The organism is Kitasatospora sp. NPDC088861 (genome assembly GCF_044750105.1).
Classification (GTDB): domain Bacteria; phylum Actinomycetota; class Actinomycetes; order Streptomycetales; family Streptomycetaceae; genus Kitasatospora.
Genome location: NZ_JBIVJF010000022.1, coordinates 51,052 through 64,142, shown reverse-complemented (window position 1 = coordinate 64,142; position 13,091 = coordinate 51,052). Strand labels below are relative to the sequence as shown.

Sequence of the window (13,091 nt, the reverse complement as noted above, 5' to 3'; positions counted from 1 at the left end):
CTCGGTTCGGCCTCTCATCCCGGATCCGTCGTGTCGTCAGGTCCGTTGGTCTAGAGTCCTGTGCAGTGGGGATGTGCGGGGGACGTGCACGTCCTGCCAGCAAGCGGTGACATGCGGGGGACGGACTGAAGGATCGGCACACAGCCCGAATCGCGGCCGACTGTGCCGTCGTCGGACGCCCGAGGCGCGCCTTCACGAATCACCTGGCGGGCGGCGCAGGCGACCCCGCCCACAGAAGGTTTCCCTACCCGACATCGCGTGGCTCCAGGAAGTCTCAGACTGCTCCGAGCGGATGTACGACTGGCCGCAGCGCGGAAGACCCGGACGCGAGGAGTACACACCTGTGACGACGGAACGACTGTCCTGGACACCGGACTCGTGTCTTGTCGAGGAGGTCGAGACCCAGTTCGCCAGAGCCATCGCCTCCTACCGGGCGAACCCGCACCTCGTCTCCGAGCACGCGAACCACGAGGAGTCCATCCGGGTCGGGGGATACGCCACCCGCACGCTCCTGGAGCTGGTTCAGAACGCCGCCGACGCGATGTCGGGCGTGGGCGGGGACGAGGGCGGGTTCACCGGCCGTGTCGAGATCGTCCTCGACACGCAGAACCGGACCCTCTACTGCGCCAACGACGGTCGCCCGTTCTCGAGGAACGGGCTCACCGCGATCACCCACGCGCACCTCAGCGGCAAGCGGGGCGACGAGATCGGGCGTTTCGGTCTCGGGTTCAAGTCCGTTCTCGCGGTCTCGAGCGTCCCTCAGGTGTTCAGCCGCTCGGTGTCGTTCGAGTTCAACTCGCCTTTGGCCCGGGGCGAGCTCGCGAAGATCACGGCTGCCGTGAAGCGGTATCCGGTCCTCCGCACCGCAACGGTCCTCGACCCGGACGCCGCGTTCGCCGAGGACCCCGTTCTCGCGGGGCTCGCGTCGTGGGCGTCCACCGTCGTGAAGCTCTCGGACGCGTCCGGCCTCGGCAGGATCCGCGAGGAGATCGAGGAGTTCTCCTCGGAGTTCCTCCTGTTCGCCGGGGCCGTGCGGGAGGTGCGGCTCAGGGTGCTCGGGCAGGACTCGTTCGAGACGACGCACACGTCCCGGGACCTGGGAGGAGGCGTCTTCAGGATCGAGGACCCCGACGGCAACGGCGACGAGTGGATCGTCGAGAACCGGATGCACACGCCCTCCCCGGAGGCACGCCGGCAGGTCGGGGAGGCCGTCTCCCGCAACCAGGTCAAGGTCACCGTCGCCGTTCCGAGGCGCCACGCGAGGCAGCGCATCGGGCGGTTCTGGTCCTACTTCCCGCTCCAGGACCAGACCTCGGCGTCGGCGCTGTTCAACGCCCCGTGGAGCGTGAACGACGACCGGACGACGCTGCTCAGGAACAAATACAACCAGGAGATCCTCGAGACGCTGTCGGCGATGTTCGTCGACGTGCTGCCGTTAGTGGCCACACCCGACGACCAGGCGGCCCACTTCGACTACATGCCGGCGCGAGGAAGGGAACAGCTCTCGTTCGGCGACGAGTACTTGTGCGCGTTCATGCCGGGGATCTCGGCCTCCCACGCGCTCGTCCCCGACGCCACGGGCACGTTGCGGAACTCCTCCGAACTCACCGCGTTGGATTTCGCCGTCGAGGTCGACCAGACCGTCCATCAGGCGTGGATCCACTCCCCGAACACCGGCGACGACGTTCCGCACTGGCGTTGCTACGCGTCCCGACAGCGGTTCACCCGTCTTCGGCAGCTTTTCGCGGCGTCGACGTCCCGCAATGTCTTCGGCCAGGACGACCGGGACATGAAGCGGGCGCTGACGGAGCTGCGAAAGCGCGGGCTTCTCTCCTGGCTACGCGAGTGGGCCGAGGGAACGGACGCGCCGTCCGCGGCGAACGCGTTCAAGTTCGCGCTCGGGCACCGGAACCTGCCCGACATCGAACGGGCCAAGGTGATCCCCACCACCGACGGCCTGCACGCGATCTGCGACCGGAACACCGTCTTCCTGCACCAGGAGGAAGGAGTCGAGATCGAGGGGGCGGTCTTCGTCTCCCCGAGCTTCCTGGCAGAACCGGGAGTGGAGGCGGGCCTCAGGGAAACAGGTTTCCGGGACCTGGACCCGCTCGCGATCCTCAACGCGCGCCTCGCCGCCCTTTCCACCGTGTCGGGCGACGACGAGCTCGTCAAGCTCTGGACCGCGGTCCGAGGCGTCACCGGCGCCGTCGCACTCAAGGCCCTCGCCGCTCACCCGGCCACGGTCAAGGTACCCACGCTCGAGGGCGGTTGGGCCTGGCCCCACCAAGTCCTCGACCTCGATGAGCCGTTGGGGGGCGACGACCACAAGAGGAGGTCGTTGGACCGCAAGCGCTGCCTGCCGGAGGTCGCCCACGGGCTCGGGGTCGTCCGCGCCCCCGTGAAGGACTACGCGCTCGAGGACGAGCCGTGCCTCGGGCGGTACCGGGAGTGGGTCCTGGAGACGCTCAACGCCCAACGGGGCCCGGGTGAACGTCCGATCCAGAACATCGACTTCCTCCGAAATGAGGGTCCGGGTCCGTTCTCCGTCCTGTTGCTCCTGCGCGACGCGGACGCGTCGAAGCACTTGCGCGCGACCTGGACGACCGGGCTGCTTCAGACGGGCGACCCGGACTGGACCTGCGAGGACCTCGACACGGGCGCGGTGCACGCCGTCCGGCCACCGGTCCGTTGGGCGGTGGAGCAGGCCGGGCTGCTGCAGTCGAACCGGGGCTTCCACGCGCCCGCCGACGTGGTGGCGCCGTCCCTCGTGCAGTACGCGAGCCTGCTTCCGCTGTTCAAGGGGTCGCAGCGGGTGGCCGACGTCCTGGAACTGCCGGACGAGCTCGACGCCGTGCCCGCCCATGTGTTCAGGGAGGCGCTCGACGCACCGCTGTTCGATCCCAACACCCGGGACACCGTGCTCGTCGACTTCCTCCGCACGGCGTGCCGCGTCGCCTATCCCGGTACCCGACCCCCCGGTATCCCCGCCAGGGTGGGGCGCGTGATCGAGCGACGTTCCCCGTCATCGGTGTATCTCGCCACCACAGACGAGCAGGAGGACTACCTCTCCACACGTCAGCGCCCCCGCCTGAGGGTGACGGAGGAGCAGGCCGAAGAACTCGTCGCGTTGGCCGGTTGCGGCCGGTTCGAGGACAGCTTCGCCTTCTCGATGATCGTCGAGGGGGTCCAGGAGAGCGAGCGGGTGCTCGACGTCTTCACCGGGCTCCGCGGCACACTCGTGGCCGACCGCCTTGTCGACGCCACGATCACCAGGGCCGTCCAGGTGGTCAAGCGGGTGACCAAGGACGACGGCGTCGAGGACGACTCGCTCGAGTGGCACCTCGACGGGCACGATCTGGTCGCCCGCGGCGACGCGGACGACCAACGCCTCCTGCGCATCGTCAACGACGCCTTCGAGCTGCGCCTGACGAACGCCGAGCTCGAGGACGTCCGCAAGACCGGCATCGGCGACAGACTCGAACTGCTCCGTCAGGAGGCCCTCGCCGCCGCGAGCGACGAGGAGCGGCTCGACGTCTACATCGGCCCCGACGACCTGCGCGACGCCTTGCCCAAGGGCCTGTGGCAGGCGCTCGAGGCACAGGGTCTGGTCGACGACGACACCTCCGTCGCCGACCTCTTCCTCAAGGTCTACGGCGCGGACTCGATCAGACTGCTCGTCACCCTGTTCCGGGACATGGGCTTCCCCGACGTTCCGACGACGTGGGCCGGCGGTGCTCTTACCGTCTCCTGGCTGCGGAGGATGGGGTTTCCGGCCGAGTACGCCGGCCGTCGGACCGAACGCCAGCCCGCCGAGTTCGTCGTCCCGGGCGCCGTGAAGCTCAACGACCTCCACGACTTCCAGGCCGACATCAGTCGCCGGCTGGCCGACGTGCTCACTCTTCGGGAGGAGGGGGGCCGCCATCGGAAGGCGATGGTGGAACTGCCTACCGGTGCGGGCAAGACCCGTGTCGCGGTGGAGACCGTGCTCACGCTCTTCATCGAGGGCCGTCTCCGCGGCGCTGTGCTGTGGATCGCGCAGTCGTCGGAGCTCTGCGAGCAGGCCGTCCAGACCTGGAGCACGGTGTGGCGGGGGCTCGGTGACGAGCGTCCGCTGACGATCGGGCGTCTGTGGGAGAACAACGTCGTACACCAGCCGGACACCGAGTTCAGCGTCGTGGTGGCGACAGACGCCAAGCTCGACGTCGTCCTGGGCGCGGCCGAGTACGAGTGGTTGAGCAGGGCCTCGGCCGTCATCGTCGACGAGGGGCACCGAGCGGGCGAGTCCGAGCGCTACACCCGGATCCTGAACTGGCTCGGCGTGGCCGGCCGCGGCTGGGAACGGCCTCTGGTGGGACTCTCCGCGACGCCCTTCAAGGGCAGGTCCACGACGGGGACAGCCGCTCTCGCCAGCCGGTTCGGCAAGCACAAGCTCAAGGCGTTCGAGGGGAACGTCTACGAGGAGCTCGTCGCGCGCGGAGTGCTGGCACGGGTCGAGCACGAGGTGCTCGACGGCATCAAGGTCGTCCTCAAGGACGAGGAGCGTGACGAGGCCACACGACTGCGACGCATCAGTCCGACCGTTCTGGACCGCATCGGCCAGAGCCACGTTCGGATGAAGACCCTGGTCGAGGACATCATCAGCCGCGATCCGGACTGGCCGGTGCTCGTGTTCACCCCGAGCGTCCTGTCGGCCCAGGTACTCGCCGCGACGCTGCGATACCGCGGCGTGGAGGCGGCCTCGGTGAGCGGACAGACCGGCCGGCAGGAGCGCCGCGACATCATCGAACGGTTCAAGGACCGGAAGATCCGCGTCCTGGCCAACTGCGACCTGTTGATCCAGGGCTTCGACGCACCGGGCGTGCGGGCGCTCTACATCGCCCGTCCGACCTTCAGCCCCAACGCCTACATCCAGATGGCCGGCCGCGGCCTGCGCGGCCCGAAGAACGGTGGAAAGGAGATGTGCCTGATCGTGGACATGGCCGACAACTTCGGAGGAGACATCAACTCGTTCCTCGGGTACCGCGAGTACGAGGACCTCTGGCAGGAGCAGCGCGCGTGATCCTGGTTCCCGGTCTGAAGGACATCGAGCGCAACGCCGCGAGCGACGCCGAGCTCCGGCTCGCCCGTCTGCTGCGGGACGTGGAGGGCGATCCCGAGGCCGTCGCCTTCCACTCGGTGCGGTTGCGCTCGCACGCCTACAAGCAGCGGGCGGAGGCGGACTTCGTCATCCTGTGGAAGAAGGTCGTGATCGTCGTCGAGGTGAAGGGGGGCGGGGTCGGCAAGCACGACGGGAAGTGGTACAGCGTCGACCGACGTGGCGACTGGCACAAGTTGTCCGACCCTCCGATGAAGCAGGCCGAGTCCGCCATGTACGCGCTGAGGGACGTCCTCCAGGAGGAGGGCGCCGGCTGGTTCGCGCACGAGGCCGTCGTCGTCACGCCCGACATCCCCACGCCCCCACACGCGATCGAATGGCGCCCGACCCACTGGCTGGCGAAGGACGACATGACCGTCGCGGGGCTGACGGCCGCCCTCGACGCGATCGCGAAGGCGTCGGCGGCGCCTCCGGGGAACCGGAGGCTCGCCCGGCCGGAGGAGCTGCGCACGCGCCTGTTCGGGGAGTTCACGCGCATGCCCGTCGTCGACGCCCAGCGCGGCGCGGTCATCGAGGAGCAGAACCACGCCACCGCTGGCCAGACCCGGGTCCTCGCCTCGATGGCGCGCAACCCCCGAATCATGGTGTTCGGCGGCGCCGGCACGGGCAAGTCACTCGTCCTCGCGGAAGCGGCCAAGCAGGAGGCGGACCAGGGACGCTCCGTCCTGATCACCTTCCACTCCCCCGAGCTCCTGCGTTTCTTCGCCCCCCACGTGGTCGGCCTCGACATCGACGTCGTCCCGTTCCACCGGCTCGGGCCCGACAAGACCTACGACGCCGTGTTCGTCGACGAGGCACAGGACCTGATGACCGCCGAGGCGATGGACACGCTCGACCAGGTCGTCGCGGGCGGCCGGGCCGCGGGCCGATGGCGCATGTTCCTCGACATGAACAACCAGGCGCACGTCGACGGCAACTTCGACGAGGACGTCCTCGAACTCGTCAAACCCGAGGCCTCCCTGTTCGACCTCAGCCTCAACGTCCGCAATACCCGGGCGATGGTGCACATGGTCCAGGAGTACCTGGCCGCGGACGTCGGGGACCCGGGCATCGTGCACGGCGAGAAGGTCCAGTGGCACACACCCGACGGGGACACCGGCATGGACGAGGCCGCGGCCGTCGCCCGGAAGCTGGTCACCGACGGAGTCCGCAAGGACGACGTCTGGATTGTCGACGTCGCGTCCGGTGCCGCTCCGGCCAGGACAGACGACGGATTCGTCGTGACGAGCCCGCGGTACGCCAAGGGCCTGGAGGCGGAACACGTCGTCGTCTGCGATCTGCCCACGACTTTCGACGACGCCGGAACGGCGGCGCTCTACGTCGCGGTGACCCGCGCCCGTGTCTCGTTGCACATCGTCGCGTCCAAGGACGACAGGCGGCGCCTCCAACAGCTCGTCCGACACCAGCTGGAGACCGCATGAGCATGACCGCGGCGCAGAGGAGCGCCCTGAAGCACCTTCGAGCGGCCTACGTCGGACCGGACGGCGGCGACGAAGAGGTGGTGTTCAACCTGCCGGACCGACAGTACGCCGTCGGGATGCTGTTCCCGCCCGCGCCGTTCGGTCCTCCCACCACGGAACCGGCGTCCACGGCCGGGATCGCGGACGACGACGTCGAGGCGGACGTACCCCGGGGAGAGGTGGAGGAAGGCGCCGCGTCCGCGCCCCTCGCCGAGGACTGGCGCCCGTCGTCCGTCGCGATCTCCTTCGTCACGGACCAGTCCACGGTGCTCTGCGACTTCTCCGGAGGCACGTACGAGCCGATCGCGGACGACGGTCCACCGCGCTGGCGGCGCCGCCCGTTCTCCTTCAAGGGACTGGAGCTCGCTCAGAAGCTCGCCCCGCATGCACTCCGGGCGGGCGACGTCGAGTTCGAGATCGGCTCGAGGTGGCGTCCCCACGGAGACGCCCATCTGGTGACGGTCCACGCACGCGTACGGTCGGAGTCGCAGGACAATGACCGGAAGGACATCGCCCGGATGCTCTTCCAGGTCGCGCTCCACGCCATGCCGGCTCCCGGCGGCCGGATCCTGGAGTACGACGTCCCGCGGTCCTTCGACGTGGACGACGAGTCGGCGGAACTGCGCCTTCGTTACCGCGACAAGAAGGTCTACGCGGTGGGACACGGCATGGCGGCCGATTGGAAGGTCGAGGACGGTGTGTGCACGCGCGTCCTCCTGGCCCCCGTGCCGTCGTTCGTGGTGCCCACCGTGGAGACCGTCGGGTTCGACGTCGACTCGGAGGCGGCCCGGGCACTGCTGCTGGAGAACCTGTCGCGGATCGACACCCGACCGGAGGAGGTCGTGCCAATGCTCGACGCGTTCGTCCGGTCCTTCTCCGACTGGGTCTCGGAGCAGCAGGGGCGCGTCAAGGACTTCGGCGCGGACGCCCCGGTCGCGCGGGCGATCACCGACCGGGCACGCGCCGCCGCGGACCGGATGGCGGACGGCGTCGACCTTCTGCGAGACCCGGGGCAGGAGAAGCTGAGGATCGCGTTCGCACTGGGCATGGCTGCGATGAGGCTGCAGATTCGCCAGGCTTCGATCAGACGCGAGGGGGCCTCGGAGAACGTGGAGGAGCCCCGGTGGCGCCCCTTCCAGCTCGGCTTCCTGCTGGTGGCGCTGGCCTCGACCGTCGACGAGGCCCACGGCGACCGGGAACTCGTCGATCTGATCTGGTTCCCCACCGGTGGCGGCAAGACGGAGGCATACCTCGGTCTCGCGGCGGTCGAGATCTTCCGCCGCCGGCTCGTCCACGGGACCAAGGGCGCCGGCACCGCGGTCATCACCCGCTACACGCTTCGCCTCCTGACGGCCCAGCAGTTCCAGCGCGCGGCCTCGCTCGTCTGTGCGATGGAGCTTCTGCGGCACGACGACCCACGGGCGGCGGGGATGGCCCGGTTCTCCATCGGGCTCTGGGTCGGCAACGAGGTCACTCCCCGTTCGAGGGCCGACGCCAAGGGCGCCCTCGACCGTCTCCACAAGGCCGCGAAGCCCGAGGAGGCGAACAAGTTCCAGATCGAGGGGTGTCCGTGGTGCGGCGTCCCACTCGTACCTGAATCCAGGAACATGGACCGGGCCCGGTACGGCTTCCGGCTCGTCGGCAACGACGTCCTCGTCCACTGCACGGACGGCGCCTGCCGGTTCAACCGAGGGCTCCCCGTGGCCGTGGTCGATGAGGTCCTCTACGAGGATCCGCCGACGATCCTGCTGGCGACCGTCGACAAGTTCGCCCGCCTGCAGTTCAACACCGCGGCGGGCGCCCTCCTCGGTCTCGGTAGGCCGTACCTGCAACCGTCGATGATCATCCAGGACGAGCTCCATCTGCTCTCGGGCCCGCTCGGCACGACGGTCGCCGTCTTCGACGCCGTGATCCAGCTGCTCCTGAGCCGGGGTGACACCCCACCCAAGATCATCGCCTCGACGGCCACGATCCGCGCCTCCGGCGAGCAGGTCCGAGGGCTGTACGGGCGCGAGGTCGCCCTGTATCCGCCAGCGGGGCTCGACGGGGACCGCACCTTCTTCTCCCGTCCCGTCGAGAGCGGCGAGGGCCGTCTCTACGTCGGACTGATGCCGCAGTCCCTGTCCCAGGTCTCCGCGGTCATCTCCGCGGCGGCGCCGCTGATCGAGATCCCGGAAGTGCTCGCCCGGACCCCCGACTCGGGAGGGACGCGCGACTCGTACTGGACAACCGTGATGTACCACAACAGCCTCCGCGAGCTCGGGCGCACCGGGTCTTTGGTCGTCGACGACGTCAACGGGCGTCTCGAACCGCGCTCGGACCGGCTGGCCCTACCGCTGCGCCGGGTCAGGGCCGGGCGGGTGCTGGAGCTCACCAGTAGGCGGGGCCCGGAGGAACTGCCCAACGACCTGCGCGAACTCGGCCGCAGCGTCGACACCACCGAAGACGCCGTCGACGTCGTTCTGTCCTCCAACATGCTCTCCGTCGGCATTGACATCCCCCGCCTGGCCCTGATGCTGATGGTCGGCCAGCCGAAGACGACCTCGGAGTACATCCAGGCCACCAGCCGGGTCGGCCGCGGGAAGAACAACGGCATCGTCACGACGTTGTTCCGCTCCAACCGGGCACGGGACCGTTCACACTTCGAGTCCTTTCGCGGTTTCCACGAAGCGCTCTACCGCAACGTCGAGCCGACGAGCGTCACCCCCTGGTCGACGGCGTCCCGTGACCGGTCGTTGGCGGGCGCCCTCGTGGCGCTGCTGCGGCACTCGTTGCCGTCCCTCGCCGCAAACGACGCCGCAGACCGCCTCGATCTGGACGACGACCGGATGCGTGGGTCGGTCGAACGGATCGTCTCGGCGTTCGTCGCCCTGGTAAGCCGCTCGGAGGCCGTCGAGGCCGAGGAGACCGAGGCCCAGGTGTGGCGACTACTGAACGAGTGGGACCACCGCGCGAATCGCGCCCGTGACGACCACGCCCCGCTGCTGTACGAGTACAAAAAGTCCGAGGACCGGGCGCTGCTGAAGCGATTCAACCAGAACAGGGAGGGATGGCTCGTCGGCGACTCGATGCGGTCCGTCGAACCGAACGTCGCCGTACAGGTACGCGAGCCGTCGGAAGGAGCCGACCGTGGAACGAATCCTGCATGACCTGCGTCTCTCGGAGACGATCACGCCCTTCGGGGTGGGGGCCGTGGTGGACGTGCTCGGGGAGTCTCTGATCGCCCCCGACACCTCGTGGTGGGACCGCAAACGGGCCCCGGAGATCAGCTGTGACCGGCTGCTGGCGCGGCTGGGCGCCGGCGTACTGCGCCAGGCGCCCGCTCACGCCGGGCGGGCGGCCAAGGACACCGACCATCTGCTCTACTGGCGCTTCCCCGCCTGGCGGTTCTGCGAGCAGTGCACGCGACTCTCCAAGGTCACCGGCAGGAAGAACGGCCGCTGGATCAACAAGTGCGACTGCGGCGGCGCGCTCGTGCCGATGCGCTATGTCGCCGTCTGCCGCAAGGGCAGCCACATCCAGGACATCCCCTGGTTCAAGTGGGCGCACCGCGGCACCGACGGCGGCGTCACCGAGGTCGTACGACACTGCCGCGCGTTCACGGAGCTGAAGTTCGTCCGCTCGATGCGGCACGGTGAGGGCCTGGCCGCGCTTCGCGTCCACTGCAGCGCGTGCAAGCGCTCCCGCCCGCTCTCCGATCTGACCGGCGAGGACTCCCTGCACCGCGACTACGTCCGTTGCGACGGCACCCAGCCGTGGGAGGAGCCGAAGCCAGGAGAGGTCTGCGACCACCGGCTCGTCGCCGTCCAGCGCGGTGCCACCGGAAACTACATCGCCGAACGTCTCTCGGCCCTGGACATCCCCGAGGAACGTCCGCAGTCCGCACAGGTCACGGAACGCATCCGAGGCCACCTCTACTTCGACAAGGTGGTCGCCGACAACGGCGGTCCGCAGGCGGAGATGGTGGCGGGATGGATCGCGGGCGAGGTCGGCGTGACGGCGGAGGAGGTCCTGCGCGTCGCGGCCGGGGACGACGACTCCGCGGACACTCCCCTCCTCGACCTGAAGGACGGCGAGTGGGCCGCGTTCCTCGGGAAGCTCGAAGCCGGAAGGGACGACGGCGCCGGCGACTTCGTCGTCGACGGCTGGAAGGTCCCCGCCGGCCCGAAGTGGCCCTCCTCTCTGACGAGCCACCTCGTCAATGTCGGTCAGGTCCGGCGCGTCCGGGAGGTACGGGCCCTCAGGGGCTTCCGGCGCCACGACGCCGAGGCCGACCTCATCCCCGCCGATCTCGGCCCCGACCGGCGGCGTATGCCGGTCTACCCGGCCGTCGAGGTCTTCGGTGAAGGGATCTTCCTCCGTTTCGACGAGGAGCGGCTCTCGCACTGGGAGAACCTGCCGAAGGTTCGTGACCGGGCCGAGATCCTGGTGGACCGACGCGCGGCGAGCCAGTGGGCCCATCGGCTCGACTCCCCCGAGCCCCGCTTCATCGCCCTGCACACGATCGCCCACCTGCTCATCCGCCGGCTCGCGTTCGCCAGCGGCTACGCATCGGCGGCACTCCAGGAAAGGGTCTACGCCAACTCCGACCGTGCGGACCGCACCGCCGGCATCCTCATCTACACCGCTGCGGGCGACGCCCAGGGCACACTCGGCGGACTCGTCCGACTCGGCGCCACCGACAAGCTCCTCCCGTTGCTACTGGCCGCCCTCAACGACGCGGATGTCTGCTCGAACGATCCCGTGTGCATCGAGAGCGACCATCAGGGTTCCTCCTCGCTCAACCTGTCGGCATGCCACGGCTGCGCGCTCGTCAGCGAGACCTCGTGCGAGACGGCGAACCGCCTGCTGGACCGCCAACTCGTCCTCGGCGGTCGGGACGTGCCCGGCCTCCTCGAGGCCGTCCTTGACGAAGCTCGGCGCGGGGCGATCGTGTAGCGCGACAACGTCGAACGAGCGCCCCCGCGTACATCGGGTCTTCCCGGGCACCGGGGGCACTCGGCGGCAGCTTCTGCAAGCGCGCGGTTGACTGGAAAGGTGTCCTTGCCCGGTCTCCCTGGCAAGGACACCTGCGCAACCGACTGCCGCCTCTATGCTCCTGGTCTGCGACGCCCAAAGCAGGCGACGGACAGAGCAGTATGGCGTCCCGTGGAGTGGTGTAGCAGGGATCTTGGTGCAACCCCTGGTCATGAAGCAGCCACCGCGCAATTCTCCGAGTTGGTGCTCGTTGAAGGGAGAGGTGCGAGATGGCCTTTTCCTAGCCTGCCCTACTCCGTCTCATGGAGTCACTGCGTACAGCGGACGGAATCGAGTTGATCAGGACTCTCGCCCAGCGGATCCTGCAGGAACGCATCGAGGCCGAGGCCACCGCCCGGATCGGCGCGGAGCGGGGCGAACACACCGAGGCCCGCATCACCGCCTGGCGCAACCGTCGCTGGGACAAGCCCTTGACCACTCAGGCCGGCCACCTGGAACTGGCCATCCCCAGGATCCACGCTGGCTCCTTCTTCCCGAGCCCGCTGGAGCACCAGCGCCGTATCGACCAGCCCAGCTGCCCCGCCATTCGGTGACACCGTGTAGGCGGTCCTGCGGAGGTAGGCGTTCGGTGGCCACGCCGGGCTGCATGCCCCCGCGACCCCCGTCACGAGATCCCCGGCCCGAAGTCCGTCGCCCACCCGGTCCGCGCGAGCACCACGTCAGCCGGAGAGGGGGCCAACGAGCCCGAGCAGCAGCTGCCCCTGAGCCCGACGTGCCCAGATGCGTCGCCTCTTGCGGCTACGCCCACGAGATTGGCAGAGCGCGCACCCAGCGCCGCCGGGTCAACCCTGGCTCCGAGTCGGATTGGGGTGAGCACCGTGTCGTGCGCTGTGGGTGTGCTTCGGGTCCCTTTACTCGGTGCGACTTCGTGGCTGCTTGGCGGGCATGCATGTGGCGGAAGTTGCTTGCGTGAAGGGAAAGTTCAATGGTGAGCACTGCGGCTGAGTTCGAGCGTGGGCGGGTCTATCGGCGCTGTGGCTGCCGGGGCGCGGATCGACGTCCGACCGGGGCGCGCTGCCCGCGACTGGCGGCGGATGACCTGCACGGGAGTTGGGCGTACGCGGTGAACATGCCGACGAACGGGGAGGGGCGAAGTACTCGGCGGCGCAGCGGTTACGGGTCACGGGAGGATGCCGTGTACGCACTGCAGTGCGTGCTGAACGCGGAGGCGACGGGCGTGTTCGAGGACCGCAAGCTGACGGTCGGTGCGTTCCTGCTGGAGTGGGTGGCGTTGAAGGAGCGGACGCTCAAGCCGTCCACTGCGGCCTCCTACGGCAAGTGCGTCCGCCAGGAGCTTCTTCCAGTGTTCGGCCGGATGCGGCTGAAAGACCTGCGCTCCCGGCACGTCGCCGCCTAGCAGGCCAACCTGCGGGATCAGGGCCGCGGCGCGCCGACGGTCTACCGGCTCGGGGCGACGCTGCGCAGTGCCCTGAATCATG

Annotated in this window: 6 protein-coding genes; all 6 read left to right on the top strand. The window is 69.1% G+C overall.

Annotated elements, in window-relative coordinates; genetic code table 11:
- The first annotated feature begins 73 nt into the window (after positions 1-73).
- The 6 genes from ACIP37_RS28655 (at position 74) to ACIP37_RS28630 (ending at position 13,009) form a co-directional block, all read left to right on the top strand.
- Complete coding sequence (locus ACIP37_RS28655; RefSeq protein WP_400844688.1) at positions 74-5,059, top strand: sacsin N-terminal ATP-binding-like domain-containing protein; 4,986 nt, start codon at positions 74-76, stop codon at positions 5,057-5,059.
- Entirely contained in the window at positions 5,056-6,576 is a 1,521-nt protein-coding gene (locus ACIP37_RS28650) for an NERD domain-containing protein (RefSeq protein ID WP_400811494.1), read from the top strand. Before ACIP37_RS28655 ends, ACIP37_RS28650 begins: the two co-directional genes overlap by 4 nt.
- On the top strand, positions 6,573-9,764 hold the full coding sequence (locus ACIP37_RS28645; protein ID WP_400811492.1) for a helicase-related protein: 3,192 nt from the start codon (positions 6,573-6,575) through the stop codon (positions 9,762-9,764). Before ACIP37_RS28650 ends, ACIP37_RS28645 begins: the two co-directional genes overlap by 4 nt.
- A complete protein-coding gene (gene drmB / locus ACIP37_RS28640) occupies positions 9,745-11,553 on the top strand; it encodes a DrmB family protein (protein ID WP_400811490.1) in 1,809 nt (602 codons plus the stop codon). Before ACIP37_RS28645 ends, drmB begins: the two co-directional genes overlap by 20 nt.
- 341 nt (positions 11,554-11,894) lie before the next feature.
- Entirely contained in the window at positions 11,895-12,185 is a 291-nt protein-coding gene (locus ACIP37_RS28635) for a transposase (protein WP_400811488.1), read from the top strand.
- A gap of 602 nt (positions 12,186-12,787) precedes the next feature.
- Positions 12,788-13,009, top strand: coding sequence for a hypothetical protein (locus ACIP37_RS28630; protein ID WP_400811486.1), 222 nt, complete (start codon positions 12,788-12,790; stop codon positions 13,007-13,009).
- Positions 13,010-13,091 lie beyond the last annotated feature (82 nt).

Coding starts and splice junctions, on each gene's coding strand:
- ACIP37_RS28645 (WP_400811492.1), top strand. CDS start 6,573: ATGAGCATGACCGCGGCGCAGAGGAGCGCCCTGAAGCACCTTCGAGCG.
- ACIP37_RS28635 (WP_400811488.1), top strand. CDS start 11,895: ATGGAGTCACTGCGTACAGCGGACGGAATCGAGTTGATCAGGACTCTC.